A 26,485-nucleotide genomic window follows, 5' to 3' on the forward strand; every position below is an offset into this window, starting at 1 on the left:
ACCAAGGACACTCCATGGTGGCTTTGGTCATCTACGCCTCTGGGGTCCATTGACCAGCGCTCCCCGTCAACAGTCAATCAGTGCGCCGAGACAGTTCGCGCGTCCATGCGGTACACGCAGCGCGACCCGAGGAACGGCGGTGCACGGTGAAGCTGTATCTTCGCCGTCCCGTGCCTGGTCGGAGCAAGCCGCGCTTGCTATTCCTTGACGACCGCGAGCGCGTCGTCGAGCTGGCAACGGGTTTTGTAGAGCACAAGAGCGGAAAACTTTCCGCGAAGTCGATTCCGCTTTACGCGCGTCGTATCAGAGACCTTTGCGCATACCTTGAAAGGCACGAGGTGTTTAGCGCAGTGCGGGTTGATGTTGCACTTACGCAGTTGTCCTTGAGCGTAATCAAGGACTTCTTGCGCGATAGGGAAGCCTTGGGGCACAAGTCCCAGACCCTGCGCGGCTACGAAATAACAATTCGCGAGCTTTGCAAGTGGCTTCCTTCTGCGGAGGCAGGGAACGCCTTGTCGCGAGACCCTTTCGTGAGCGACTCCTGGCTTACGGCCAAGCCAATCAGCGAGCTGCCAGCCCTAACCACTGTGGATGTGGTTATCAGGTTGTTGATGCACATGAACTTCGAAGAGCATCGAATGGTGGCCCACTTCATGTTCGATACAGGGCTACGTATTTCCGAAGTCGGGCGCGTCCTCAAGAGCGACATTCCAGACCCGACTCAGTACCCCCGTAGCGTGATGTACTTCCCGCTCTTTGTCCGCGGCGTGAAGGGCAGGCAGGACGAAGTGAATCACCGGGCCACAATTATCTCTAGAGCGATGATTGCTCGAATCAACAAGTATCACAACTCGTCCCATTACATAAGAAGCGCCCGCAAACTCGTTGAATCACACCAGAGCGGCGTAAAGCAAGCGGAGTCACCGGCGGCTTTCCTGCCCGCATTCCTGAACACCGAAGGCAAAGCGCTCACCCAGGACGCCATCGAGAACTTCATCAGGGATGCGGCGAAGAGAGCTGACCTGCACATCAGCTCTCACAAGCTCCGCCATGGCACTGGTTATTCCATCCTCCGCTCCGAGCACGGCAAGACCATGCTGGATAACCTCATCATTCTGAAGAAAGCGCTGGGCCACAAGCTGCTCTCCACCACTGAAGGCTACACAAACGTTCCGGCCGTCGCACTGGCCCGCAACGCCTTAAACACTCATCCTGAAGACATCGTCTTCCGTTTCGAAGAAGCGCAGTCAATCTTCGACCAAACGTATCTCGCCTCGCACTCGCAACTGAGGAAGCGTCGAGGGGTTGCATCGTGACCGGAAGAACTCGTCCACATGAACTCCCCCCGGACGTCCGCGACTACGGCAAACCACCTCACCCGACGCCGGACAGGCCGTATGCACAAGTGCAATGGATTTTCCAGCGGGTCATCTCGCTGAAGGCGACGCCGGCGACTCGTGGTCACTACGAGTTTGCATTGAAGTTCTACCTCGAGCACCTGAGGGCCGAGAAGATGACCGAGCCCTTCCTCTTGAAGAAGGAATGGGACCAGTACGCGCTCATGAGTTTTCGAGAGCAGGTCGAGCGGCGCGGTGCGAACGAGGACATCAAGTACGCCTCCCTGACGCTCATGGGGCTATTCAGCTGTGTGCGTGTAGTCATGAGGCACGCAGCCTCAGAAGGCCATCTAGCATGCGAGGCTGTCGCCGACGTAACCTACGGGTCGGGAGCTACCGAAACAGATATCTATGCTGCCTATTCAGACGGAGAGATGGCGCAGGTCATCGACGTCTTAGGAAGCAGCCTGCAACACGTCCGGGCGGCCCTCAAGCCCTATGTGCCTCAGCCCGCCGACGCCGGCCGAGACCCACGCGTGGAGAAACAGCGCGGAAATGCGAATGGCTACGGTTTTGGTGTCAAAGTAAATATGCGGTGGTATTTCGAGCATGTGCTTCAGTGCGTGCCCATCACGTACGCCAGTCGCCAGGAGGAGCATAAGACCTTCCTCACAGAAGCCAGCCTAACTCACGGCGGGCTCCACACATTGTATCGGCGCTGGGGAGTTACTGTCGCTTTCGGCATTGACATGCTGATGCCCCTGGTCATGCAGCTGGCTTACCTCACCGGCCTAAACCCGGGCCCACTGCTGGCACTAGACATTGACTGCTATGGAGAAAAGCACCCGGCGACCAACTCTCCATATCTTCGCTTCGTAAAGTCCAAGACTTCAAGCCAGCATGAGTTGCACCTCAACCTCCTTGATGCGGATGAAAAAGACGAGGAGGCACCTCTCGTAAACAACGAGAAGATGTTCGCACAGGAGCTGCGGTACTTGCCGCGCAAACAGGCGCATCAAATCGCTAAGACCATCGGGATGATATTGAGCGCCACCGCACTTCTCCGAGAGGAACTACCTGCAGAAAGTCCCCACAAGCGCAGGCTGCTCATCTATCGCGCGACGAGCAATTTTTCTGACGGACAAGTCTGCGGACTCAGCCCCGCCGCATCGAGCCAGTGGTGTCGGCTAGTCGTCAAGAAATACAACTTGGTCGGAGATGACGGAGGTCCGCTCAAGCTCAACCTTGTTCGATTCAGGTCGTCAAAGTTAACCGAACTCGCGCGACAAGGGAGGGACCTGCTAGAGATTCGCCTGATTGGAAATCACAAGAATGTCCGCACCACCATGGCGTACCTAAGCAGGCGTAACCTGGACGTCACGGCAAACCGAGTGCTGCGGAACGCCTTGGAGCAGATTCACGCGAATCGAGAGGAGTTCGGCACCGAGAGTTGCGCTCGCCCATCAGATGAAAAGCCGATTCAAATCTTCCGAGGAATCGTGTCCGACTGCAAGAACGTGTTCGACCCGCCGAAGAAGGTCCGCCTGGCACGGAGCTATCAAGCGGGCAAGGCCTGCAGTCGCTTCAACATGTGCTTGTTCTGCAAGAACATCATCATCTTTCGAGAACACCTCCCGCTACTGATTGCCTACCTCGGCCAGATTAACGTCTCCCTGGAAAACAATGTTCAGAACGTCCCTAACCCCAGACTGTACGAGGATTCGAAGGCAATGAAGCTGCTGTCAGTGAAGGCGTGGTGGAAGAGATTCGACGGGTCTCGCTCATCTATCGCGAGGCACCTCATCTGTTCGCCCTTCGAGGCCGCACCGCCGGGAAGACAAAGCCGGCAACGCTTATTCCCTTTGTTCGGGCCATGCTGGTCTTCTTCACCATCGTTGATGAAATTCGACTGGAAGCACTTGAAGAACTCGGCCTTGCCTCGTACCACACGCAGGCTAGTTCGATTGCGGACGTCCACTTTGCGGAGATTAAACTCGCTCTGGAACGCACTCCCAATGCTGATGGCCCGGTACTTCGAAAGGGACTGCGCTTTCTTTGCTCGGTCGTAATGAAAGGAAAGTTCTTTGGCGGCGACGTTCAATGGAATGAAGCAGACGTTTCTACGCTTGAGTTCCGAAAGTCAGGAAAGCGCGACGACTTCGAACGTCTTCTCCCGAACAGCCTTTTCCGCTTCCTAAGCAACACCACGTGTGATGACGTTTCAGGTTTCCTGCATCTACTTGGGCTGCCTCGGCTTGACTTCACCACGTCTCCTGCAATGCCCGATTTTGCCAACCAGCCTCGGCAGCTTCGTGATGCGTGGGAGGACTACATCACAATTCGGTTAGTCGACCGGCACGCGAGCTTCAAAGCCGGGAAAAAGGCCATCGGCTCAAGAACGTTGAGGAGGCGCTTTGAGTCCAAGTACGGCTTTACTGCGGGACGGCTGCTCGACTACTACTACAGGGTGCAGCGGGCTGCCTACTCAGTCATAGGCCTCTACGTCGGGGGCCGCTATTCCGACCTCACAAGCTTTGTCTCAGGCTGCGTACGAGAGCAACATGGTGGGTACGTTCTGGTTGGCACGGAGACAAAGCACGTCCCCGAGACGGCGCCGGAGAATCGAGATGTCTGGCCTGCTATCAACATCATGCGCGATGCGCTCGTGTGTCTGGAGCAAATATCGAGGGTTACCTGCAATCCCTACCTCATTTCCGGCAGAGAGACCGTGGCGCCTCGCGAGACGCCCGCTCCGCTTTCGCTGACCGGGCTGTGCGAAGGCATGACGCACTATCTCCGTGAGGTCGACACGAATGGGAGCTGGGCGTCGTGGCGCATCAGCTCAAACCAGCTGCGCCACACGCTAGTGCACCAGCTTGCGAGGGCCGACGTCAGCACTGTCTTCATCTCATACCAGCTGAAACACCTCTACACCGCGTTGGCAGAACTCCCTCCAGACGTCACCCTTGGGTACGGGAATCTCACCGAGCAGCGCATGCAACGCGCCACCGCTTCAGCTGAAGCGAACGCTGCCGCCGCTAGGGCCCTGTTCGACCCAGACAGGGCCAAGTCTGGCGGCCTGGGAGACGAGTTCAATAAACGGATGAAGGTCTATTTCGAAGGCAGGATGGCAGCCGGGATGAGCAAGGAAGAAGTCATCCTTGAGCTGGCGGCAGCAGGCAATCCATTCGTGAACGTGGGGCCAGGCTACTGCGGCGGCGTACGGGAGGAGGAATACGCCGATGGGACAAAGGAAAAACCACCATGTCTCGGCCAGCTGGAGTGCAATACGGGCACGTGCCACAACTCAGTAATCACCCAAATTCACAAGGTCCATTGGGCAGCCATCAGGGACAAAAACAAAGAGTATGCTAAGGACCCGCGACTGTCCCATGCCGCCGAGCATTTTAGAGAGGCTGTTGAGACTGCAAACAAGGTGCTCAACGACCTAGACGCTTCGACAACAGACGATGTCCAAGACAACGCTTCCGACTCCCCTGGTGGAGAGGAATGAACGCGACTATGACGAACTATCCGTCAGGATTGAGGCCGCGCTCAAAAAGCTCGAAACTGACCATCGACTCAAACTGACGCAGGAGACCTTTCGTCGGCTAGCAGGCTGCAGTCGGGGAACCTTGTACAACCGCGGCGCCATTGCCAAATTTGAGGCTTTGAAGGCTGCGCGGCGTACAGCTAAAACGGAACTAGCTAGCGCGAACGCTTCTAAAACGGCCGGCTCGGCAGCAGGTCAGGTCGAGGCCTCCGAGACCGAGGTTGAACGTCTGGAGCGAATGCTGGCGGACAGTCGAGAAGAGGTCGGGCGCTGGAGAGACGAGTGCAAGGAGCTGAGGACCAAGCTTGAGCAAGCGATGAACCTGCTCAAGACGGTTTCAGATACCTCCCCGAAGTCCGGCACCACCCCATCCAACGCACCTGCTGCGCCCCAAAAGCGTGGCCAGGTCGTCACGCTGGCCGGCGAGCCCCTGCCAAAATAGGCCTGCTGTTCCTCCCCAAGCATTCTGACGAGTCGCCTGCCAAAATCTGGGCTGACCGGCGGTTGCTATACGATTTCAACCTAGCTTCCGCGTCCGCATCATGAAACAGTACCTCAACCTCGTCCAGAACATCTTTGACAACGGAAGCTGGCAAACGAACCGAACCGGCGTTCGTACCCTCAGTCTTCCTGGAGCAATGCTTCGGTTTGACCTGCAAGAAGGTTTTCCGGCCGTCACCACGAAAAAGTTGGCGTTCAAGGCCGCAGTCGGCGAACTGGTTGGGTTCCTACGCGGTTATCGAAGCGCGGCCAAGTTTCGCGGCCTTGGTTGCAAGGTGTGGGACCAAAACGCGAACGAAAACGCCCAGTGGCTCGCAAACCCGTATCGACTGGAAATGGACGACCTAGGTCCGGTCTACGGGGTTCAGTGGCGCAACTGGCCTGCTTACAAGCTCATTGACCCCAACCAGCCCCAAGGGCAACGACAAATTGAGGACGCGTTGGGGCGGGGTTTCAGTCGAATCGGGAACGTCGACGGGACTGACGGACAGCAATCCGGGGTCCTCTTGTATAAGGCCGTTGACCAACTGCGCCAGTGCCTAGACACAATCATGACGGACCCTGGCAGCCGCCGCATCCTCTTCCATGGCTGGAACTGGGCGCAATTGGATGAGATGGCTCTCCCCCCTTGCCATCTGCTGTACCAATTCCTGGCCAATCCGAGCAAGAAGGAAATTTCGCTCTGCCTCTACATCAGGTCAAACGACGTCGGACTGGGGACACCCTTCAATCTCACAGAGGGCGCAGCTCTTATGCATCTGGTTGGTCGACTGACAGGATACAAGCCACGTTGGTTTACATACTTTGTGGGCGATGCGCACATCTACGAAACTCATGTAGACATGCTTACGGAGCAACTGAAGCGTGAACCCTTCGAAGCTCCAAAGCTCATCCTGTCTGACCGTATTCCTTCTTACGAGGTGACTGGTACCTATGAGCCAGAGTGGCTCGAAAAGGTTGAGCCATCCGACTTTTTGCTCGATGGTTACCGGCATCACGAGCACATAACTGCACCGATGGCGGTATAGCTACCGACCGCCAATATTTCGGGACGCGCGCCTGATAGGCAAGAGTGCTACTCTGGCCCGCACTTCGTGCGCATCTTTCCCGACCTGTACTGTCGTGGTAGTGACCAATCGGCGCATTTGTCACGCCGGCGCCTAAACACGTTGGGTCTGGCAGCCATGCGCTGCCCCCGGAAATTCGTAGAGCTTAGGTCTAGAGTCCGATCAACCCGAAATGGAGATCGGACCGATGAAGAAGCGATACACCGAGGAACAGATCATTGGCTTCCTGCGTGAGGCCGATGCGGGCATGCCGGTCAAGGAGCTGTGCAGGAAGCATGGCTTCAGCGAGCCGAGCTACTACGCCTGGAAGGCTAAGTTCGGTGGCATGAACGTCTCGGACGCGCAGCGCCTGAAGTCGCTGGAGGCAGAGAACACTAAGCTGAAGAAGCTGCTGGCCAACTCGATGCTCGAGATCGACGCCATGCGCGAGGTGCTCAAGGGAAAGTGAAGGCCGTGGCGGCGCGGCGCGAGGTCGTGCGGCAGTTTCGGGGTCTGGGCCTGAGCGAACGCCGGGCCCTCAGGCTGGTGGGCATGAGTGCCAGCACGCTGCGCTACGAACCCCGCGACGACGGCAATGCGGCCTTGCGCGAGCGCCTGAAGGAGCTCGCGGGGCAGCACCGCCGCCACGGCTACCGCATGCTGCACAGCCGGCTGCAAATCGACGGTTGGGCCATCAACGTGAAGCGCACCTACCGGATCTATCGCGAAGAGGGCTTGATGGTGCGAAAGCGGCGGCGCAAGAAGCTGCCGGTGCCAGAGCGCCAGCCACTGGTACGCCCGACACAACCCAACGAGGTGTGGAGCATGGACTTTGTGTTTGATGAGCTGGCCAATGGCCGGCGGGTAAAGACGCTGACGGTGGTGGACGACTGTTCCAAGGAGTCGGTGCAGATCGTTGCCGACACATCGATCCCCGCGCTGTACGTGACGCGCGTGCTAGACCAGGCCAAGGCCGAGCGGGGCTTGCCCAAGGTGATCCGCACCGACAACGGCCCGGAGTTCGCCGGACGCACGATGCAGACCTGGGCGGCGAAGAACGGCGTGGAGCTGCGCTTCATCCAGCCCGGCAAGCCGGTGCAGAACGCCTACATCGAGAGCTTCAACAGCCGCTTCCGCGACGAGTGCCTGTCGCAGCACTGGTTTGCCAGCTTGAGCCACATGCGCAGCGTCATCGACAACTGGCGCGAGGACTACAACCATCGCCGGCCGCACAGTACCCTGGGGTACGTGCCGCCGGCCGTGTTCGCCGCGCGTTGCTGCCAGCTCGCTGGCAGCAACGCGCAAACAGTCGCATCAACTACGATGCAAACCCCTGGACTCTAGATCGAAGTGCTACGAATGCCGGGGGCAGCGCACGGTTAGGCAAGAGCTCCATCGTCAACTTGCCCCTCTACTCGCTGGCGCAGCACTCTACCGAATGGAAGTCCACGAAGACGCCGACGTCGTTCAGGTGGTCACGACCCTGCCGCCGGCTCCAAGCGCAGTAGCGGTCGAACTGACAGAACTTGCATCTGGGCTTTGGGGGATGGTCGATACTAAGGAGGTGCTACCGGCCTTGGCTGAGCGGGCAAGGCAGCGCTTTTGTGTGATGACTCCGTTCATTGATGAAGTAGGCGCACCCGTTGTCAAGAACCTCTTTGAGCGCAGTCGAGCATGCGCAAAGAAGTCGCTTGTCATCAGAGCAACACCAGAGGGTGCGCTGCCGTCTGCCGTACAGAGTATTAGGTCCGACCTCGACGACTTGGGTGTGCAGATTCTCAGTTTACGAAAGGGTAGGACGGATGCTGCGGGGTATGAGACTTTTCATGCGAAGGTCATACTCGCTGATGAGGACGAGGTATACGTGGGTTCGGCAAACATGACTCGTTGGTCGTTCGAGCAGTCGCTTGAACTCGGTGTACTCATTCGGGGAAAGGCGGCTCAATCAATTGCTCGTTTGGTGGATGCCGTCGCGTCGGTGTCGACTGGATTCTGATGAACGACCACCAAACACGGAGCCACGGCTGCCATCAACTTGAAGAACACTTACGCCCTCCAAGAGTCAAAACGATTCGTTCGAAGCACTGGGACGCCGCCAGCCTATATCCGGTGGCGAGGAAGCAGACAGTGGCAGGCCGGGGGAAGGTGGACCACTGGCACTTGGACGGACGGGCCGCGGAGTTAAGCGTCCTATGGCGGCACTTAATTCCGCTGGCAACGGTCATTGGTTTGGGTCGCACGACGACTAGTTGTCGGCTTAGTCCGCGCTGTCTAACTCGCGCTAGGTACTTTCGCCGGACTTCTTACCATCTACCGCTGCGATAGCCGCCGCCAGGGTTGCGTTCTCTGTGCGACGAAAGTCCGAGCTGAGCGCCGCCCAGTCCGGCGGCAGCGGGAAGCCACTTTCGACGAACTCCATCGAATCGAGAATGGCCTTGACCTGCAACGGCTCACGCAGCTGCTCTATAAGGTCCTCTGCGGTTGGCACATCACCTGACCACAGGCGCGGGCCCGCTAACACTTCGGTTGACCCTTTGCCCAGACTGACGCTGCGAGCGAATACTTGCCCGCTCTTGAAGAAGCGCGACAGGGCTGAGTAGTCGTAGAAGAACACACCGTCTATGCCTCCAGGAACCGAGTAGGGCAGGCAGTTGAGAAGCACAGGAATCCGCTTCATGTAGACTGCGTCAGCTGGCAGGTTGTCTCGAAGGATGTCGGGATATTCCTCCAACGCCTTCATCAGTCGCTTCACTTGACGCACGTTTGAGCGGTTCGCGACGTCAAAGTAGTGCATCTGAAACGGATTGTTGTTTGGGAGCGACCTGTTCTTGCATTCGAATATGAACAAGTACTGTCCCCACGGGACGACGACGTCGTATTCGAACTCTTCACCGTTTCGATTCGCCTTGAACGAGAACGTTGGTATGCCAGCATCCTCAAAGGTCTGGCGAACCGCTCGCTCGAAGCTCTTCCCCTTCTTCTGAAACTGCTCGCCTAGGCTGCCGATTGCCGAGAACACAACTGTTGCAATGTTCATCGAAACAAACGAACCCTTGAACAACAGGTACTTGCCATCCTCTCGCTTGACGAACGGATGGTCGAACAAGTCCCGACTTGACCTGCGAAAGGTCAGCTGTTTGACTAACCGCTCGGCGACACCCGCCGTAAACCCACATCCGGCGAGGAAGTGCTGCCAACCTGACATGGTCTTGACCAGGTCGCTTGGCTTCGTCGTCTGTGCGAGCTCCTTCAAGACGCAGTAGCCCCGAATCCATTCCACAAGCCGCAGGCCACCAGGACGCTCTTGGTCTTCTCGCACGTCGTAGGCAAGCGCCTGGCTCACGCCCCAAAGCACCTGGAGTTCTTCGGTGGATAGCAAGCCGCGAGGGGGCAGCAGATTTCTGTTCTGAGATGCCTTGCTCACCACTTTCTGAGCTGACGGGCTTGATAGCATCTCCATGTAGTTCTGGTTGAGTCTATCGAGGAGACGCTCGGCAGCAACCCAATGCGGCAGCTCGATATTCGGGTTGACTTTGTGTTCGACTAACGTTTTCGCCTCGGGAGCTGCGCCTTCGGTGAATTCTTCCTGTTTAAGAATCCTAAGTCCGCCACCAAGGAGCCGCGCCCTTTGCTCTACAGACCGCCAACGTCTCCAGAGCGTAGCAAGTAGAAAAGTTGAACCTGCCTGATGCAGCGCCTCCTCACTCGGCTCGTCTGCAAGTGGAACGACGATGGCACCCTCGGAGTCAAACCATCCGCCTTTGAAAGCCTCCATCTGAACCGTCATCGACGCGAAGTTGACGATGTGCTCCAGTCCTGCGTCAGGGTCCAAGGGCGCCCCTCCTTCTCCGACATCAACGCGGATGTGCGGTGTGATGGAGCGTCGTCCCCTTACTTGCTCATCCAGCATGTCGTTCAGCGCTTCAGCTTCACGTACGGCGCGGTCCATCGATGCTGCGACGTGGACTGCGGGTTTGAGTTTCGAGGCGTCCGTTTTCGACAGAGCTTCAACCAACTGGCGGTAGCCCGCCTCGGCGACTCGGAGCGTCTCCATAGCCACCGCCACATCCTCGGGGACGTTGTTCGGTCGACCGGACGACAAGTACGCGACGAGTTCGACGTAGAACGCTTGCCGCTTCTTCTCCTTCGTCGGATTCGGGTACTCGTACAGCAAGCCGCCGGCACGGCGCAGCGCCTCGGTCAGTCTTGCCGTATCGGCGCTTGGTCCGCCAACAGCATCAAGCAAAGACCTCGCCAGAGGCCAGTCGAGTGCCTCTAAGGCGTCTTTCATTTGGTCAACCGAGAGAGCAGGGACAGAGCTTGTCATCATCAGAGCGTAGCGGACTTCTGTAAGCTTGAAAGCTCAGGCGACGATGGTAAGGAGACTCGAACGCGAAGGTCGCGACCGGCTTGTTATCGGCGCGCGCTCCGCTTCTCCACTTGTGCGCTAGGACGGCGTTCAACCGGCAGCTGTGAAGTGAGGCTATCCGTCAGTGGCACTTACCGCGATGGGTTTCATGTGCCTAGTTGGACGTCCGTGCTGAATGTCGGGTGTTAGCCGCTGACGGCTGTTGGTCGCAACTTGCCACATCCGCACCAGAATCCACGGACCCAAAGCAGAGGTCCATCGGGCTCCATGACAGACGCTCAAGTGCTGGAATCGACATCAATTCGACTACCGTGACGCTCAGCCGCATGCATAAAAAGATTCTCTAGGAGCTCTCGAGCTTCTGACTCCAACTGAACAAGGTCCACCTTCGGCAGATAGCCATCATGAACAAGGACACTTCGTTTGTCATACACGTGTAGCGCTCTGCGCTGCAATGCTCTCGATTCCTCTGCGTTTACGTCTTCAAGATTGGCGAAGAGCTTTCTCACCTGACTTCGAATCGAATCATCACCGCGGAAATCTAGCTCCCGGCGGAGCGCCTCAAGGCTCATAAATTCTTCGGACGAAGAATCCAATCTTGAAAGTTCAGATGCCAACTCCACTTTCCATCGGTCGAGCAATACCATAGCTGCGTCGTGCTTACGCGTAGGGGTCGCCAGTGCCTCCATAGCAATCACAAGGAGCAGAAATCGAACCCTGACCTGTTCCTCGTTGAAGTGGGCTGCATAGAGTTCCAAGGCTACGCGAAATTTCTCGCCATATGGAGGCTTCGAAAGAAGACTCGCAATGCTGACAAGAGCTTCGTGAACAGCGCTTTTCTCTAAGGTATACCGCTTCTGCATGGAAAGATGGACGCTCGTCTCCATGCTCCCCCTGCCACTACCGAGCTCCTTTCTCACTTGGAAGGGGGCCGCCACGGTGAGGACATCGTTTAGCTTCAGATTGACGAGCGACATGGTCGCGTAGGCAGTCGCCCTCAGAGCCTCGAGTAGCGGTAGCGTTGGTTCCCCATCTAGCTTGAAATTGATGAGTATGTCCACCTCGCCACGGTGCGCATTTCGATGAACCAGCGAAAGCTCTATTACATCGTCAGGGGACTTCAGAATCGCGTCACGAACTCGATGAAGGCCCGGCGTCTTGCCATCCCACACGAGCGGCCCAAACTTGGTCTCTTCATTCAAATAGCGCTCAGGGGCCGGCCGGCCTGCATAAGAGAGGATGACTAGCCGCGCCGGGATGGGCGTCGCACTTCCGTAGTCGATACTGAAGTCTCGAGACTCAACGCCAGACCTCTCGGGCCAGACGTTCCAGGTCTGACACCGCAGAATCGCCACAAACTCGTTTTCCTGATTCACCGTTGTCTCGCTTCGCTTCCAGGCTTCCGTTTCAAAGTGGCCGGCGGCCACACCCAGACTGACCAATCCTAGCCAAAGTTCCGGTCCAACGGCCGACTTCATCAAAGGTCAGGTCACCTATCGGCGGATTGTTGCCCACCGCCCGGTCAGTGCTCACACGCTCCTGAATCCCGGGAATGGCGGGGCAGCTCCGAGCCATGTTCCATGGCTGTTTCTTTGCTACGCCGGGTTGATAGCGCCAAGGAGCGAACTTAGAGCGAACAACAAGGTTGCAGCGGCCGTCCAGGCTGCCGCAATTTTGTTTGCGGCGGCTCCCTCAGCGAGCGTCCTGCCAATTGCAAGCATGTCTAGCGGACCCTTCGGCTTCCCAGTTGCCGCGTCAATCTCGGGCAGGCTAGTTCGTGCCGACTTGTACCAATACCACGCGCTTATCAATGCGAACGCCGCACCGGCCAGGTTAAAAATTAGCAATACAGTCTTCATGTGTTCCATGGAAGCCTCTTAGTTGCCCAGCGCGCCGAGTCGCTCGGGGAATATCGCCATGCTTGCTTCATTTCACGCAGGCCGCTCATTGACCTTCTGCTCTGCTTGAACTACGGACGTAATCATGCGCTTCCCTCATTCCTTGAATGCCAGCGGCACGAGCTCCTGCGTCCGCTGCAGGGTTCGATTTAAACCCGTGGGGATTCTGCCCCAGCCTGTCGTTCGAACACGCCCGCTCAGTTGGCCTTGGCATCAAAGTATGTCTCCCACGACGACGGCGAAGCTTGGCGTCCCTCGGAGTTTCGAAAGGTAGGAACAAGGCGGTTCGACGGGCTGAAAACTCCCTCAAACCAAGTTCGATATAGATTTTCATGGGCGGATAAAAGGGCCCCCTAAACATCTGACCATGACACACCAAAACCAAACCCGCCCCGACGCCCCTCCCGTTCAAATCCGAATCACCGTTGAAACGCTTGACTGCAAGGGGAAGGTTCAGCGGAGGATTTCCCTGTGCAACGACTTTCCCGCCTGGGCACAAGAGCGGGCCATCGAATACTGCTTGCTCGCAGCCTCGACCACGGCCGGAAATCTCCTCATGCGAGCGCTGCCCGTCCTGCAGGTCGGCACTGGCGCCAACGTCACCGAACTCGACCCCCTTGACTACAACAGCATCACCCGCGAGCCGCTGACTGCGCAGGAAAAGGTCCTGAGAATCTTTACAAGCTCCCTTTCCCCCGACTTCTCGAAGCGAGCAGCGGAGCTTGGCATCAGCTCGCTCAATGTCGACGAGAACACCCCGGAACCGTATCTCGAGCTGATTGCAAAGTGGTTCACCACGTGGAAGCTTGCCGTTCGTGCGTCAGACGCAGCCTCGCGGTCAGGTGGATGCTAAGCTCGATTCTTTCGCCCCTGGGGCTCGCGAGCTTGCCACAGCGGGAGCACTGAATAGAGGCAGCCAGCCGTTGCTCTCGCTACCAGTCCTTGGGTCGGCCGAACGCGTGCGGCGGAAATGTCAATTTGGCACCACGCGCCACGGCGGCTGGTATCAAGTGAAGGCTCCGCGGGTACCGGTCGCCGTCCGCGACCTGCGCCTCGAGCCAGGCGTAAGCCCGCGCAAGTTTAAGGCATTGCCTGTGACACGGGCTTCTTGAGGACGGGGCGCTTGGCCATGACCTTCATTTTGGGCGATATCTTTCCCCGCTCCCAGCTTGGTCCAAAGGTGCGGTGCCGTCAGCGCTTACCACTCAACTTTCGGCACATCGGTGCCGTATGGCTGCAGCATCACCTCAACGCCGAGCACAGCGGTGATTGTCAGCAGCTGGTCGATAGTCATCGCCGAGGGGTTGAGCTCGAGTGAAGAAACACGTTTCTGCGACAGCCCGACCCGCGCGGCCAAGTCGGCCTGGCTCAACGATTCCGCCTTGCGGGCACCTCGCAGGATTGGTCCCAGCTGGGAAGGCAGCGAAAGCTTTTGCCTCATACCTGCGAGGTGGGTATTCGCCTCTTTACTTGTGAGCCGAGTAGCGGCTTCATATGCGTAGCACGTCCACGGCTTCGTGTGGGTCCTCCGCATCCTCGAGTGATATCACTAGCCTAGTGCCACCAGCGTGCGCCAGGCGTATGAGTGTGAGCAGCGATGGCCCATCGTCCAAACCAGCGATGTTGAGGACGCTCTTGTCAGGTGTCATGCTGCCATCTGCCCGAACTTGCGCACCGGCTTCCTTGAGTTGCTGGACAAACGTGCCAATCGTGCGCAGCAGCTCATAGTGCTTAGCACCAAATGCGATGTCAGCGTCGCGTAGCAGTGAACGTTCGAACTCGCTTGTTATATCTGCCATGGTGGACTTGGATGGGGACAGCCACGCTTCAATAGCCGATGGGGCCGGCCCTTCCGTTGCGCTTCGGAGCGGGGAGCGAGAGGTACCGGGGAGGAACGGCTGCTGTCAGCCAAACTGCGTTCTCTGATTGCTGGAATTGATGCCCGTCTTTGTTCATTGCGTAGGTGTCGACAACGAGAATCACCGGCGTACCGCGGCGCGCTCCTACCGCGCTTGCGGCCTCTTTCGTCGCCGACAGATGCACCGCATGCCGGCTCATTGGTCGCAGGCCATCGCGGAGGATTGCGGGCAGGTTCTTGCGGACAGTGCCGTGATACAAAACAGGCGGCGGGACGGCCGTGCGTAGCTTGAGGTCGACCTCCACCGAGTGCCCTTGTGCAGCGCGGATGCGAAGGCCGTCCGCCGAGACCGTGAATCTCCGCTTATCGTTGGTCTCAACAATCTCGAGCAGCTCGTCGGCCGTGAGGTCCTGACCGTGGCCGGCAGCGCCGGCGAGCAAGTCTCCGACTCGGCACCAGCCTTCGCGGTCGAGTCGCACACCCCACAACGCCGGCTTGTGCCGCAGAACGCGCGCGAGCTCGCGTGATTTTGGAACGAGCTCTGGTCTCATAGTTGTGGCATCAGGTGGCGCGGTCATCAGATGCACTAGTCGCGAGGGGCGCCTGGTTCTGCCCACAGAAGCGGCAAGACCTGCGCAGTGAAGCGCACATCGGTCTCATCGGGATAGTGCCGAAGAAGCGAGTCGGCTACGTATTGCAGGTGGGTTAGCGAGGCAGACGCCAGTCGGCCGCTCGAGAGTTGCTCCAGGAATTTCCTCGTCTCAACGAGGGCGCGCGTTCGCTCGTAAGGAGTAGTCATTCCGGACCTCGGCCAGCTTGGCGGCGAAGCTGGAATGCGACGCAGAGCTTGGCGTACTCCACCTCGGTCACCCCGACGTTTTCCCTGCATTTCACAATGAACTGCAAGGTTTCGCTGGCCGGCCCGTGGTCGAGCCCAGTGCCTGAGAGCTCATCGTCAAGAACTACCCAATTGCTCGCAAACTCTGGGTGGCCTTGCAGCCAAGCGGAGATTTCGGCCCAGCGGTTGGTGCGGCCACGGATGGTCGGTGTGACGAGGTCATGGTGCAGGCTGTCGACAACGAAAGCTAGGCCGCCTCGGCTGAGGGCGACACGGAGGTTGCCGTCGTCAAGAACCCGCGCCCATGAAGATGATATGACGTACGTAGGGCGAAACTCCTCGTCGATGCGCCTCAGGTGTGCGGATGCAACGGCATTGAAGAGTTGGTCCCAGAGACCGAGGGGAGCGGTCTTCGCGCCGCGGGAATTTGGCGACAGCGCGAGGGCAACGTCGCAGCCGCCGTACGGGTGATTCAGACAAACCACGTCGTCTAGGTCAAGGAATAGCACTATCCGAGCAGGATGTTCAGTAGACGAGTGAGCCACTACGTCCCCTGGCAAACGCCCTGTTGAAAACCTCCTGCGCCTTTCCGCCCGATGAATCCGCGCTGAGGTCGCGTTCCAATACCACCAGGCCGTTGGCAAGGTGAAACATCAAGGTTCCGTCCGCCGAAGAATAGACCTCGTCGAGTTCCTCGAACAGCATTCCGTACCCTTCGCTCAGGGGGGCACGTAGGCGCACATACACGCGGCTCCATTCAGCGGTTCCATACCGTCTGAGAAAGCGCCGCGCCTCCTGGAGGTCGGTGGTCACAAAGGAGATGAGCCGAGGTTCCTCCGTGATGACATAAGCCTCCGCTAGGAACCACGCTTGGGCGCGAATCTCGGCTCCGGTCCAGTAACGCTGCCCGCGCACCCTTTCGATGCTCGGGGGTGTCCGCTCGTCGTCGAGACGGGTGCAGAGCGTTTTGGTGGCAATGCCGGCTACGTTCATGAGCTTCCTTAAGGGCCATCTGGAGTCCTCCAAGAGACAGCCGATTTAGACGATGTCGCGGGCACTTCATGACCGCCTTTAAATGCATAGTGTACTATGCATAATAAACTATATATAGTTTACTTGGTTTATTTTAAATGGGTATCCCCGGACACTTCGCGCTTTCGAAGGGGCACGGGTGGATTCCGAGCAGAAATGGAGGGTGGCGCTGGGCTTGGTCTTGAGGCAGATGCGCCAAGACGCCGAGATATCGCAAGAAGGGTTTGCTCACCACGCCCATGTCACGCGCCTCACCGTGCACAGCATCGAGCGAGGAGCCGCTAGCATCGGCTTCGATAGGCTCGTTCGCTTCTGCGAGGTCCTAAAGGTGCGACCGTCAACGGTCCTTTTGCAGACAGAGGAATTGGTCGGGTCGCCTGCGCGGCTCAAGAAGGCTGTGGACCAGCTGGAAACTGAGCGCAAGCGCGGAAGACCACGTGTGGTCAAGAAGTAGCTTCGTCGATGCATCAGATGATGGTGCCGCGCCTTATTCGACGTGCTGTCGCGGGGTTGTCGGCAAAGCGAGACCCTCACTGAGGTGCAAGTGCATCAGCCCAGTGGGCGGTCGCAGCCAAGCGGTAGAACTGACTGGGACTCTGCGAGTTGTGTGCCTTCTCCACCCAAAGTGCTTGCGGGGTGCCGGCGTCGCCGACGATTGCCTTCGCGGGACCGCTCCACGCCACAGCTCGGCGCTAGACTTCGCCTCGGGCTTTCGAGTTATCCACAGGGGGCCCGCCCCCCCCCTGCACCCCCCACCGATTTAGACAAATGTCCAATACACAAATGCCCAAATGCCTCGAGAATTCGATGTATTGGACAAAATTTGGCCGGCAAGCCCCCTTGGGCGTGCCCTTCAACATCGCGAGCTACGCGCTGCTCACCCACATGGTCGCGCAGCAGTGCGACCTGGACGTGGGCGACTTCATCTGGACCGGCGGCGACTGCCACATCTACAGCAACCATGCCGAGCAGGTTGCGCTGCAGCTCAGCCGCACGCCCTACCCCTACCCGACGCTCGTCATCAAGCGCAAGCCGGCCTCGATCTTCGAGTACGAGTACGAGGACTTCGAGGTGGTGGACTACCGGCACCACGAGGCCATCAAGGCGCCCGTGGCGGTCTGAGGTCTGAGCCATGGCCACCCGCATCAACCTCATCCTCGCCCGCGCCGCCAACGGCGTGATCGGCCACGAGGGTTCCATGCCCTGGCACCTGCCCGAGGACATGGCGCACTTCAAGAAGCAGACCGCCGGCGCGCCGGTGATCATGGGCCGCAGGACCTGGGATTCGCTGCCCCCGCGCTTCCGGCCGCTCTCGGGCCGACGCAACATCGTGATCACCCGGCAGCCCGATTGGCAGGCCGAAGGGGCCGAGCGTGCCACCAGCCTGCAAGAGGCCCTGGCCCGCTGCGAGGCGGCGCAGGAGCCCGAAGTGTGGGTGATCGGCGGCGCGCAGATCTACGCCGAGGCGGAGCCGCTCGCGCACCGCGCCCTGGTGACCGAGATCGGCCGCGACTTCGAGGGCGACGCCTGGGCCCCTCGCTTCGACGTCTCCTGGCGCGAGACGGCGCGCGAGTCGCATGTCTCGTCGAACGGGCTGCCGTACAGCTTCATCACGCTCGAACGGCCTGAGTAAACGAGCGTCGGGGACGCTCAGGCCAGCGACACGTACACCCGCCCGCCTTCGATCTTCACCGGATAGCTGCGCAAATCCTCGGTGACCGGCGCGCACAACGCCTTGCCGCTGCGCACGTCGAACTTGCCCTGGTGCAGCGGGCATTCGATCTCGTGCCCTTCGAGAAAGCCGTCGCACAGCCGCGCCTGGCCGTGGGTGCAGGTGTTGCTGGTGGCGAAGACCTGGCCATCGACGCTGTAGAGCGCGATGTCCAGCCCCTGGACCTCCAGGCCCATCACATCGTCTTCGGGGAGTTCGTCGACCGCAGCCGCGTCGACCCAATCGCTCATGCTCATGGCGGATTCTTCCTTCAGAGTGTCAGTTCTCGGGCTTCAGCCCGGCGCGTTCGATCACCGGCTTCCAGCGGCGCAGCTCTTCGTTCATGAAGGTGGCCAGTTCCTGCGGTGTGCTGCCGACCGGATCGAAGTACGCCGTCGAGAGGCGCTGCCGCGTCGCCTCGTCCTTGAGCACCGCGGCGATCTCGCGGCTCATCCGCTGCACCACCTGGGGCGGCGTGCCCTTCGGCGCCATGTAGGCGAACCAGGGCACGGCCTGGAGGTCCGGCACGCCGGATTCGCGCAGCGTCGGCAGCTCGGGCAGCAGCGGGGAGCGCTCGGCCGAGGTCACGGCCAAGGCCTTGAGCCGCCCAGCCTTGGCCTGCGGCATCACGGCCACGGGCGGGAGGCAGGCGTACTGCACGTCGCCCTGGATGATGGCGGTGGTCGCCTGGCCCGAGGAGGCATAGGGAATGTGGACCGCGAAGGACTTGGTCTTGAGCTTGATCAGCTCCACGCCCAGGTGTGAGATGGAGCCGCTGCCGGTCGAGGCGAAGTTGAACTTGCCCGGGTTGCGCTGCATGGCGGTGAGCCAGCCCTTGACCGAGTCCACGCCCAGCGCGTTCGACACCACGCAGACGTTGGGCGTGGTCGCGGCCAGCGACACCGGCTGCAAGTCGCGGAACGGGTCGTACGGCAGGTTCTTGTACAGCACCGTGTTGTAGACCAGCGGCGCGTTGACCGACAGCAGGAAGGTGTAGCCGTCGGGCTGCGCCTTTGCGACCAGGTCGGTGCCGCTGTTGCCGCCGGCGCCCGGCTTGTTGTCCACGATCAGCGGCTGGCCGAGACGGCCCGCGAGCTTGTCGTTGACGATGCGCGCCAGGATGTCGGGCGAGGAACCCGCGGCGAAGGGCACGACGATGCGCACCGGGCGCTGCGGCCAGTCCTGCGCGGCGGCGTGGACGGCGGACAGGGCAAGCAGCGCGAGGGGCAGAAGGCGAAGGCGCATCATGACTGCCGCTCCCCGATCTCGACCATCTCCGCATGGTCGCGCTGCTCGCGCGCGATGAAACCCGCCACCAGCGCGCGGTAGGCGGCCTCGACGACTTCCGGATAGGCGCCTTTCTCTTCGGCCAGCCGCCGCACCTTGTCGAACACCTCCTGCTGGCGCTGCGGCGCCGAGACCTGGAAGGCATCGCGCTTGAAGCGCGCCGCGTCCTTGACGTAGCGGCCGCGCTCGGCCAGGAGCTCGACGATCTGCGCATCGATCGCATCGATGCGCTCGCGAAGCAACGCCAGGTTGTCGGCCAGCGGCACATAGGCCGGATCGAGGAAGCGGCGCAGCGCGGCGCCATGGGCATCGGGTTCTTTTTCTGTCATATCTCAGATCGGGTAGATGATGGAGTTCGGGATCATTTCGCTGTCGTACACCACCAGCCGCGACGCGAACTTCAGCCCTTCGGGCCTGCGCACGACGGTGTCGATGTAGCGGCCCACGTTAAAGACGGTGGACAGCTCGCTCAGCTTGGTGCGGAACACCGCGTAGTTGGCCTCGCTGTGGATGGTGCCGTCGGCGTCGACCTTGTGCACGAGCGGCTGGCCGACCACGTGGCGCTGGTAGTAGGGGTCGTGGAAAAGGGTCTCGCGGATGCCGTAGACCCGGTCCTCCAGCATGCCCCGGCTTTCGAACGAAAGCGTGGCCAGCGGCAGGCCGCGCTCGTGGTTCTCGCGCGGCTGCAGGCGGTAGCTGCAGTCCTCGATGAAGAAGGCGGGCCACAGGTCCCAGTTGCCGGAATCGACGGCGCGCGCGTAGTCGGCGTAGAGCTGGTTGAGCGCGAAGTAGTCTTCAAAGCCCATGGTCATGCCTCCATCACCTCGCGCCAGTACTTGTACATGCCGCGGATCAGCGTCTCGGTCACCATGTGATCGGTGTCCTCCACTTCGCGCCCGCCGAGCTCGGCCAGCGTGCGGTGGTAGGGCTTCTGCTCGAAGCCCTGCTGCGAGAACTCGATCACCTCGCCGTCATCGGCCGAGACGAAGCCCGCCGGCCCGAACAGGTTGGCCTGGCGCAGGCGGCGCTGCTGCATCTCCTCGCTGTCGTCCTCGAAGCCGAAGTGCGTCCACACGAAATCGAAGGCGTCGTGGCCCACCGGCTGGATGTGGCGCGTCGAGACGCTGTTGACCTGCTGCTGCAGGATCACGCTCGGGAACAGCGTCGTCATCACCGCGGTCGGCCCGCCCCACCAGGACTCGGGCACGATGTCCAGGAAGCGGGGGTCCTTCAACTGCATGCTCTCCTTGAAGCTGGAAACCTGCGTGACCTGCGCCGCCTTGCCGGCGCTGCCGCGGGTCGAGATCATCGCGGCGTGACGGCCGCGCGCGTCCATCCTCAGTTCCGACTTGTTGTCGGCGCGCCAGAGCCCGAAGGTCACGAACCAGGTGTGCAGCAGGCCGGGGTGGTACGGATCCTTGATGTTCTCCTGCATCAGCTTCCAGTTGCCCGGGATGCGCTGGCGGTTGTAGCCGAGGATCTTCAGCTTCCGGCCATCGAAAAGGCGATCGAAGTAGTGCAGGATCGCCGGCCCCATGAAGTCCTCCAGCGACTCGATTTCATGGTCGAAGGACGCGAAGACCACACCGCCGCGCGTCGCCACCTTCAGTTTGTTGAGGCTGTTCTCCTCCGTCTTGAAGTCGGCCGGCATGCCGCCGTTGACCTTGCCGTCCTGCTTCACGCCGCGGCGGAAGGGCACGCCCTGCAGGTCGCCCTTCAACGTGTAGTTCCACTGGTGGTAGGGGCAGACGAACTCCTTGCGGTTGCCCTGCCGCTCGCGGCAAAAGCGCATGCCGCGATGAGCGCAGACGTTCTCCACCACGTTGATGCCGCCGTCGGCGTCGCGCACCATGATCACCGAGCGCTCGCCGATCGCGGTGCGCTTGAAGTCGCCCGCGTTCGGGATCTCCGCCTCCAGGCCGACGTAGCACCAGTGCTTGCTGTAGAAGAAGCGCTCCAGCTCCTTCTTGTGCTGTTGCTCGCCGGTGTAGGCCATGAAGGGAATGCGGCTGGTCTTCTCCGATTCCCATCGCAGCTCCCGCGGGAAGACGGTGGAGGGGTTGGCGTTCGTCATGGGGGTCTCCTTTCTTCTGGTCTTCGCTTCAGGCCGCCTGAGGATAGAAGGCGTCGGCATGGATCTTCTCAGTGGGCAGCCCGCGCTCCTCGAGCAGCAGCGTGACCGCCTCCACCATCGGCGGCGAACCGCAGAGGTAGGCACGCCAGCCCTCGAAGCCGGCGGGCCAGTCGGCGCGGATGGCGTCGGTGATCAGGCCCTGGCGCATGCCCGGGCGCATCGGCCCGGTGACGCCGACGACATGCACCTTCAGTGCCGGATGCAGCGCCTGCAGCTCGCGCAGCTCCTCGAGTCCGTACACGTCCGCGTCCGAGCGCACGCCGAAGTAGAGATGGATCGGGTTGGCCATGCCGGCCTCGATCGCGCCGCGCACGATCGCCAGCACGGGCGCCAGCCCCGTGCCGCCGGCCGCGCAGAGGATGGGGCCGTCGTGCCGCGTTCGCAGGTAGGCCGCGCCCATCGGCCCGCTCACGCGCACCGCGTCGCCCGGCTTGAGCTTGTCGAACACGTAGTCGGTGACGCGGCCACCCGGCACGCGGCGCACATGGAATTCCAGCTCCGCGTCGCCGCTCGTGCGCGCCATCGAATAGGGCCGCACATGCTCGGGCGCGAACTGCAGCTGGGCGTACTGCCCCGGCGAGAAGGACAGCGGCTTGGCCGGCTTCAGGCGCAGCCGCCGGATGTCGTGGGTGAGCATGTCGATGCCTGCGATGGTGGCCTTGACGATGCGCGCCGGGTGCACCACCACCTCGTCGGGCTCGGGGATCTCGATGGTGCAGCTTTCGGTCAGCGTGCTCTGGCAGGCCAGCACGTGCTGCTCGCGGAGGCCCTCGGGCCGCATCGCGCCCGGCCCCGGCCCGCCGTCGAGCAGCCGGCCTTCGACCAGCTTGCAGCGGCAGGTGCCGCAGCGCCCGGCCATGCAGCTGTACGAGACCGGCACCTGGTGCTCGCGCAGGACCTCGAGCAGGTTCGCGCCGGGGCGAACGTCGAGGGTGCGGCCCAGGGGGCGGATGTGCAGGTCCATGGCGCCGATCATCGGCTCCGGACGCACATTGGCCAATAGAATCTCGTGAATCTACCGAATCACTGCCGTGAATAAAGGTCTGCGCGCATGCAGCTCAAGGACATCGACCTCAATCTGCTCCTCGTCTTCGACCGCATGCTGGCCGAGAAGCGCGTCTCGACGGTGGCCGAGACGCTAGGCCTGTCGCAGCCGGCCATCAGCAATGCGCTGGCGCGGCTGCGCCGCGTGTTCGGCGACGAGCTGTTCCTGCGCACTGCGCGCGGCATGGAGCCCACGCCCTTCGCGCTGCAGCTGGCAGAGCCGGTGGCCTATGCCATGAGCGCGCTGCACGGCGCGCTGAACCAGCACACCGTCTTCGAGCCGGCCACCAGCACGCGCGGCTTCACGCTCGCGATGACCGACATCGGCGAGATCTACTTCACGCCGCTGCTCATGGAACTGCTCGCGCGCACCGCGCCGGGGGTGACGATCAGCACCGTGCGAAACACCGCCGTCAACCTGCGCGATGCGATGGAGGCCGGCCACGTGGACATCGCCATCGGACTGCTGCCGCAGCTGAAGGCCAGCATCTTCCAGCGGCGCCTGTTCCGGCAGCGCTATGTATGCCTGTTCAGCGCGGCGCATCCGCTGGCCGCCAAGCCGCGGCTTTCGCTCAAGGACTTCTCGGCCGCCGACCACCTGCTGGTGCAGGCCGTTGGCACAGGCCACGGCCAGGTCGACGAGCTGATGGCCGCGCAGGGCATCGCGCGCCGCATCCGCCTGACGGTGCCGCACTTCGTCGCCATCGGCCACATCCTGCGCGCCACGCCGATGATCGCCACCGTGCCCGAACGCCTGGCCCGCAGCATCGCTGAGCCCTTCGGGCTGGTCTGGCGCGCGCACCCGGCGAAGCTGCCGGAGATCGCGATCAACTGCTTCTGGCATGCGCGCTTCCACCGCGACCCGGGCAACCAGTGGCTGCGCGGGCTGCTGTTCGAGCACTTCGCGGACAGCTGACTGGCCTGCCGCAGCGCCAACCCCCTATGCGCTCCCGTCGTACGGAAACGGCCGCGCGACTCGGGTACGCTTCGGTCCTGCACCTGGATCAACCCCAAGCCGTTCACACGCCGTTCATGAAAATTGCCACCTGGAATGTCAATTCCCTCACCGCCCGGCTCCAGCATGTGCTGGACTGGCTGATCGCCAACCCCGTCGACGTGTTGTGCCTGCAGGAGCTCAAGATGAGCGACGACAAGTTCCCGCTGGACGTACTGAAGTCGGCCGGCTATCACGCCGCGGTGTTCGGCCAGCGGACCTACAACGGCGTCGCGATCCTGAGCCTCGCGCCGTTGCGCGACGTCGCGAAGAACATCGGCGGCTTCGCCGATGACCATTCGCGCGTGATCAGCGCCACGGTCGACACACCCGCCGGCGGATTGCGCGTCGTGAACGGCTATTTCGTCAACGGACAGGCGCCAGGCACCGAGAAGTTCGCCTACAAGATGAGCTGGCTGCGCGCGCTGCGCGACTGGCTGCGCGAAGAGCTGGCGGCGCATCCGCGGCTGGCGCTGCTGGGCGACTTCAACATCGCGCCGGAGGACCGCGACAGCTTCGATCCCGCGGGCCTGGCCGAGACCATCCATCACACCACCGAGGAGCGCGAGCACTTCAAGGCCCTGCTGCAGCTCGGACTGGTGGACAGCTTCCGCTTGTTCGAGCAGCCGGAGAAGAGCTACTCGTGGTGGGACTACCGCATGCTGGGCTACCAGAAGAACCGCGGGCTGCGCATCGACCACATCCTGGTGAGCGAGCCCCTGGTGCCGCAGGCGAAGGGCTGCGTCATCGACCGCGTGCCCCGAAAGTGGGACAAGCCCAGCGACCATGCACCCGTGATCCTGGAGCTCCACGCATGAGAACTTGCGCTACTGCATTCAAGGCCGCGCTGCTCGCGGCCGCACTCGGCCTCTCCGCCTGCTCGATTTTGAAGCCGGACGCAGCAGCCCCCGCGGCTTCGCGCGACAAGGACAAGCCTGCGGACGAAGTGCCCGGGCCCTCGGCCGAGGTGCCCACTGTGCGCCTCATCACCGCGCAGACGCCGGCGGTGCGCGCCTATCGGAAGCTCGGCGCCCGGCACATCTACAACGCCTATCCCAAGCGCATCTACAAGGGGAAGATCCCGCCGCTGGTGTATGCGGTCGTGGTGACCGAGACCGACATCGACGCCACGGGCCGGGTGACCGGCGTGCACTTCACGCGCACGCCGAGCCACGCGCCGGAGGTGAGCGGCAAGATCGCCGAGCTGATCCGCGAGGCCTCACCGCTGCCGAACCCGGGCAAGCTCGGCGCACACACCTATGTCGACACCTGGCTGTGGGACAAGAGCGGCCAGTTCCAGCTCGACACGCTGACGCTGGGGCAGCGCAGCCGCTGAGCGCAGGCCGCGGCCTGCGCGGACCTACTCCAGGCCCAGTTCCTGGATCTTGCGGGTGATGGTGTTGCGGCCGATGCCGAGCTTCTGCGCTGCCTCGATGCGGCGGCCCCGCGTGTTGGCCAGGGCGGTGAGAATCAGGCGCGACTCGAAGCGGCGCGACAGCGCGTCCCAGACGTCGTGGCGCCCGGCCGCCAGCAGGCTCTGGGCTTCCTGCTCCAGGCCGCTTTCCCAGCCGGCGACCTGGCCGACGGCGGCAGCCGGGGCCGCCGGCACAGCGGCCGCGGGGGGGACGGCCGAAGGAGCGGCCGCCTCGCGTTCGGCGAGCGCCGAAGGGGCGGCGCTCGGTGCGGAGAGCGGCGCCTCGACCGGCGCACCGGCCATCACCTCGGGGGGCAGGTCCTTGGCCTCGATCAGCTGCGCCGGCGCCATCACGGTCAGCCAGTGGCAGATGTTCTCGAGCTGCCGGACGTTGCCGGGGAAATCGAAGGTCGACAGCCGCGCCAGCGCCGCGTCAGAAATGCGCTTGGGCTCGACGCCGAGCTGCTTGGCGCTCTGCTGCAGGAAGTGGCGGGTGAGTGCGGGCACGTCCTCGCCCCGTTCGCGCAAGGCCGGCAGCCGCAGCCGGATGACGTTGAGGCGGTGGAACAGGTCTTCGCGGAAGCCGCCCTGCTTCACGCGCAGCTCCAGGTCCTGGTGCGTGGCAGCGATCACGCGCACGTTGGCCTTGACCGAGTTATGGCCGCCCACGCGGTAGAAGTGCCCATCGCTCAGCACGCGCAGCAGGCGCGTCTGCAGGTCGAAGGGCATGTCGCCGATCTCGTCGAGGAAGAGCGTGCCGCCCTCGGCCTGCTCGAAGCGCCCGCGCCGCATGGTCTGCGCGCCGGTGAAGGCACCGCGTTCGTGGCCGAAGAGCTCGCTCTCGAGCAGGTCCTTCGGGATCGCCGCGGTGTTGATGGCCACGAAGGGCCCGTTGGCGCGTGGCGAATGCTTGTGCAGCGCGCGCGCGACCAGTTCCTTGCCGCTACCGGACTCGCCGGTGATCAGCACCGTCACGTTGCTCTGCGACAACCGCCCGATCGCGCGGAACACGTCCTGCATGGCCGGCGCCTGGCCCAGCATTTCGGGGGTGGCGGCCATGCGCTCCTCGGCCACTTCCTCGCGCTGGCTCTCGTCGACGGCGCGGCGGATCAGTTCCACGGCGCGCGGCAGGTCGAAGGGCTTGGGGAGGTACTCGAAGGCACCGCCCTGGAAGGCCGAGACAGCGCTGTCGAGGTCGGAGAAGGCGGTCATGATGATGACCGGCAGGCCGGGATGCTTGGCCTTGATCTTGTCGAGCAGTTCCAGGCCCGAGCCGCCCGGCATGCGGATATCGCTCACCAGCACCTGGGGGCCGAGCATCTCGTCGTCGGCCGCGGCTTCGAGCGCGGCGAGCACCTCGCGGGTGTTGGTGAAGCTGCGGGTGGGCAGGTCCTCGCGCAGCAGCGCTTTTTCCAGCACGAAGCGTATCGATTGGTCGTCATCCACTATCCAGATCGGCTTCATGCAGT

At 61.6% G+C, this 26,485-nt stretch carries 28 protein-coding genes and 1 pseudogene; 14 read left to right on the plus strand and 15 right to left on the minus strand.

Going from position 1 to position 26,485, the window contains the following annotated elements; translation table 11 throughout:
• Nucleotides 1-146 precede the first annotated feature (146 nt).
• The 7 genes from E5P3_RS22285 to E5P3_RS22315 all read left to right on the plus strand — a co-directional run bounded on the left by E5P3_RS22285 (nucleotide 147) and on the right by E5P3_RS22315 (nucleotide 8,433).
• Nucleotides 147-1,316, plus strand: a complete 1,170-nt coding sequence (locus E5P3_RS22285) for a tyrosine-type recombinase/integrase (protein ID WP_162587947.1) — start codon at nucleotides 147-149, stop codon at nucleotides 1,314-1,316.
• Nucleotides 1,313-3,406 (plus strand): hypothetical protein, encoded by a 2,094-nt coding sequence (locus tag E5P3_RS22290; RefSeq protein ID WP_232073268.1) that lies wholly within the window; start codon nucleotides 1,313-1,315, stop codon nucleotides 3,404-3,406. Before E5P3_RS22285 ends, E5P3_RS22290 begins: the two co-directional genes overlap by 4 nt.
• Nucleotides 3,406-4,851 (plus strand): hypothetical protein, encoded by a 1,446-nt coding sequence (locus E5P3_RS22295; RefSeq protein ID WP_162587949.1) that lies wholly within the window; start codon nucleotides 3,406-3,408, stop codon nucleotides 4,849-4,851. Before E5P3_RS22290 ends, E5P3_RS22295 begins: the two co-directional genes overlap by 1 nt.
• Nucleotides 4,808-5,332 carry a hypothetical protein gene (locus E5P3_RS22300; protein ID WP_162587950.1) on the plus strand — a complete coding sequence of 175 codons (525 nt, stop codon included), beginning with the start codon at nucleotides 4,808-4,810 and terminating at the stop codon, nucleotides 5,330-5,332. Before E5P3_RS22295 ends, E5P3_RS22300 begins: the two co-directional genes overlap by 44 nt.
• Nucleotides 5,333-5,432: 100 nt before the next feature.
• The gene (locus E5P3_RS22305; protein WP_162587951.1) at nucleotides 5,433-6,419 is read left to right on the plus strand and encodes a thymidylate synthase; all 987 of its coding nucleotides are present in this window, start codon (nucleotides 5,433-5,435) and stop codon (nucleotides 6,417-6,419) included.
• A gap of 226 nt (nucleotides 6,420-6,645) precedes the next feature.
• Nucleotides 6,646-7,781, plus strand: a protein-coding gene (locus E5P3_RS22310; RefSeq protein WP_162584305.1) for an IS3 family transposase whose coding sequence is annotated in 2 segments (ribosomal slippage) — nucleotides 6,646-6,898 and nucleotides 6,898-7,781 — 1,137 coding nt in all. Because the reading frame shifts where the segments join, the coding sequence is not laid out codon by codon here.
• 94 nt (nucleotides 7,782-7,875) lie between these two features.
• A complete protein-coding gene (locus E5P3_RS22315; protein ID WP_162587952.1) occupies nucleotides 7,876-8,433 on the plus strand; it encodes a phospholipase D-like domain-containing protein in 558 nt (185 codons plus the stop codon).
• Nucleotides 8,434-8,718: 285 nt separating this feature from the next.
• Here E5P3_RS22315 and E5P3_RS22320 read toward each other — a convergent pair whose 3' ends face one another.
• The 3 genes from E5P3_RS22320 to E5P3_RS22330 all read right to left on the minus strand — a co-directional run bounded on the left by E5P3_RS22320 (nucleotide 8,719) and on the right by E5P3_RS22330 (nucleotide 12,674).
• Entirely contained in the window at nucleotides 8,719-10,767 is a 2,049-nt protein-coding gene (locus E5P3_RS22320; protein WP_162587953.1) for an NERD domain-containing protein, read from the minus strand.
• A gap of 317 nt (nucleotides 10,768-11,084) precedes the next feature.
• Nucleotides 11,085-12,233 (minus strand): HEPN domain-containing protein, encoded by a 1,149-nt coding sequence (locus E5P3_RS22325; protein ID WP_162587954.1) that lies wholly within the window; start codon nucleotides 12,231-12,233, stop codon nucleotides 11,085-11,087.
• A 168-nt stretch (nucleotides 12,234-12,401) separates the two neighbouring features.
• Nucleotides 12,402-12,674, minus strand: coding sequence for a hypothetical protein (locus E5P3_RS22330; RefSeq protein ID WP_162587955.1), 273 nt, complete (start codon nucleotides 12,672-12,674; stop codon nucleotides 12,402-12,404).
• A gap of 397 nt (nucleotides 12,675-13,071) precedes the next feature.
• Between E5P3_RS22330 and E5P3_RS22335 the strand changes: the two genes are divergently transcribed.
• Nucleotides 13,072-13,557, plus strand: coding sequence for a hypothetical protein (locus E5P3_RS22335; protein ID WP_162587956.1), 486 nt, complete (start codon nucleotides 13,072-13,074; stop codon nucleotides 13,555-13,557).
• Between the two features lie 345 nt (nucleotides 13,558-13,902).
• Here E5P3_RS22335 and E5P3_RS22340 read toward each other — a convergent pair whose 3' ends face one another.
• The 5 genes from E5P3_RS22340 to E5P3_RS22360 form a co-directional block, all read right to left on the minus strand.
• On the minus strand, nucleotides 13,903-14,238 hold the full coding sequence (locus E5P3_RS22340) for a helix-turn-helix domain-containing protein (RefSeq protein WP_332107387.1): 336 nt from the start codon (nucleotides 14,236-14,238) through the stop codon (nucleotides 13,903-13,905).
• A 293-nt stretch (nucleotides 14,239-14,531) separates the two neighbouring features.
• Nucleotides 14,532-15,140 (minus strand): RNA 2'-phosphotransferase, encoded by a 609-nt coding sequence (locus E5P3_RS22350; RefSeq protein ID WP_332107388.1) that lies wholly within the window; start codon nucleotides 15,138-15,140, stop codon nucleotides 14,532-14,534.
• An 8-nt stretch (nucleotides 15,141-15,148) separates the two neighbouring features.
• Nucleotides 15,149-15,451, minus strand: coding sequence for a BPSL0761 family protein (locus E5P3_RS36485; protein WP_443083261.1), 303 nt, complete (start codon nucleotides 15,449-15,451; stop codon nucleotides 15,149-15,151).
• Nucleotides 15,358-15,945, minus strand: coding sequence for an HAD domain-containing protein (locus tag E5P3_RS22355; RefSeq protein WP_332107389.1), 588 nt, complete (start codon nucleotides 15,943-15,945; stop codon nucleotides 15,358-15,360). Before E5P3_RS22355 ends, E5P3_RS36485 begins: the two co-directional genes overlap by 94 nt.
• On the minus strand, nucleotides 15,926-16,393 hold the full coding sequence (locus tag E5P3_RS22360) for a hypothetical protein (RefSeq protein ID WP_162587961.1): 468 nt from the start codon (nucleotides 16,391-16,393) through the stop codon (nucleotides 15,926-15,928). The genes E5P3_RS22355 and E5P3_RS22360 overlap by 20 nt, the downstream gene beginning before the upstream one ends.
• A 202-nt stretch (nucleotides 16,394-16,595) precedes the next feature.
• Here E5P3_RS22360 and E5P3_RS36490 point away from each other — a divergent pair, with 202 nt between their 5' ends.
• The 3 genes and pseudogenes from E5P3_RS36490 (at nucleotide 16,596) to E5P3_RS22375 (ending at nucleotide 18,065) form a co-directional block, all read left to right on the plus strand.
• Nucleotides 16,596-16,886, plus strand: coding sequence for a helix-turn-helix domain-containing protein (locus E5P3_RS36490; protein WP_443083294.1), 291 nt, complete (start codon nucleotides 16,596-16,598; stop codon nucleotides 16,884-16,886).
• A 386-nt stretch (nucleotides 16,887-17,272) separates the two neighbouring features.
• Nucleotides 17,273-17,554 (plus strand): annotated as a pseudogene (gene thyA / locus E5P3_RS22370) (thymidylate synthase); the annotation flags it as partial.
• 10 nt (nucleotides 17,555-17,564) lie between these two features.
• Nucleotides 17,565-18,065: a dihydrofolate reductase gene (locus tag E5P3_RS22375; protein WP_162587963.1), complete on the plus strand. Its 501-nt coding sequence runs from the start codon at nucleotides 17,565-17,567 to the stop codon at nucleotides 18,063-18,065.
• Nucleotides 18,066-18,082: 17 nt separating this feature from the next.
• On the opposite strand, the gene E5P3_RS22380 is transcribed toward E5P3_RS22375, so the two are convergent.
• The 6 genes from E5P3_RS22380 to E5P3_RS22405 are packed head-to-tail and all read right to left on the minus strand — an operon-like array spanning nucleotide 18,083 to nucleotide 22,528.
• Complete coding sequence (locus E5P3_RS22380) at nucleotides 18,083-18,400, minus strand: non-heme iron oxygenase ferredoxin subunit (RefSeq protein ID WP_162587964.1); 318 nt, start codon at nucleotides 18,398-18,400, stop codon at nucleotides 18,083-18,085.
• Nucleotides 18,401-18,422: 22 nt separating this feature from the next.
• Nucleotides 18,423-19,391, minus strand: a complete 969-nt coding sequence (locus E5P3_RS22385; RefSeq protein ID WP_232073270.1) for a Bug family tripartite tricarboxylate transporter substrate binding protein — start codon at nucleotides 19,389-19,391, stop codon at nucleotides 18,423-18,425.
• The gene (locus tag E5P3_RS22390; RefSeq protein WP_162587965.1) at nucleotides 19,388-19,759 is read right to left on the minus strand and encodes a chorismate mutase; all 372 of its coding nucleotides are present in this window, start codon (nucleotides 19,757-19,759) and stop codon (nucleotides 19,388-19,390) included. The genes E5P3_RS22385 and E5P3_RS22390 overlap by 4 nt, the downstream gene beginning before the upstream one ends.
• A gap of 3 nt (nucleotides 19,760-19,762) precedes the next feature.
• Nucleotides 19,763-20,236, minus strand: coding sequence for an aromatic-ring-hydroxylating dioxygenase subunit beta (locus E5P3_RS22395; protein WP_162587966.1), 474 nt, complete (start codon nucleotides 20,234-20,236; stop codon nucleotides 19,763-19,765).
• A 2-nt stretch (nucleotides 20,237-20,238) separates the two neighbouring features.
• A complete protein-coding gene (locus tag E5P3_RS22400) occupies nucleotides 20,239-21,504 on the minus strand; it encodes an aromatic ring-hydroxylating dioxygenase subunit alpha (protein ID WP_162587967.1) in 1,266 nt (421 codons plus the stop codon).
• Nucleotides 21,505-21,532: 28 nt separating this feature from the next.
• Nucleotides 21,533-22,528 carry a 2Fe-2S iron-sulfur cluster-binding protein gene (locus E5P3_RS22405; protein ID WP_162589802.1) on the minus strand — a complete coding sequence of 332 codons (996 nt, stop codon included), beginning with the start codon at nucleotides 22,526-22,528 and terminating at the stop codon, nucleotides 21,533-21,535.
• 87 nt (nucleotides 22,529-22,615) lie between these two features.
• Here E5P3_RS22405 and E5P3_RS22410 point away from each other — a divergent pair, with 87 nt between their 5' ends.
• The 3 genes from E5P3_RS22410 (at nucleotide 22,616) to E5P3_RS22420 (ending at nucleotide 24,938) form a co-directional block, all read left to right on the plus strand.
• Nucleotides 22,616-23,524, plus strand: coding sequence for a LysR family transcriptional regulator (locus E5P3_RS22410; RefSeq protein WP_162587968.1), 909 nt, complete (start codon nucleotides 22,616-22,618; stop codon nucleotides 23,522-23,524).
• 116 nt (nucleotides 23,525-23,640) lie between these two features.
• On the plus strand, nucleotides 23,641-24,420 hold the full coding sequence (gene xth / locus E5P3_RS22415; RefSeq protein WP_162587969.1) for an exodeoxyribonuclease III: 780 nt from the start codon (nucleotides 23,641-23,643) through the stop codon (nucleotides 24,418-24,420).
• Nucleotides 24,417-24,938: a hypothetical protein gene (locus E5P3_RS22420; RefSeq protein WP_162587970.1), complete on the plus strand. Its 522-nt coding sequence runs from the start codon at nucleotides 24,417-24,419 to the stop codon at nucleotides 24,936-24,938. The genes xth and E5P3_RS22420 overlap by 4 nt, the downstream gene beginning before the upstream one ends.
• Nucleotides 24,939-24,962: 24 nt before the next feature.
• Here the strand turns inward: E5P3_RS22420 and ntrC are convergent, their stop codons facing one another.
• Entirely contained in the window at nucleotides 24,963-26,480 is a 1,518-nt protein-coding gene (ntrC, locus tag E5P3_RS22425) for a nitrogen regulation protein NR(I) (RefSeq protein WP_162587971.1), read from the minus strand.
• Nucleotides 26,481-26,485: the final 5 nt, after the last annotated feature.

The organism is Variovorax sp. RA8, assembly GCF_901827175.1.
Lineage (GTDB): Bacteria > Pseudomonadota > Gammaproteobacteria > Burkholderiales > Burkholderiaceae_C > Variovorax.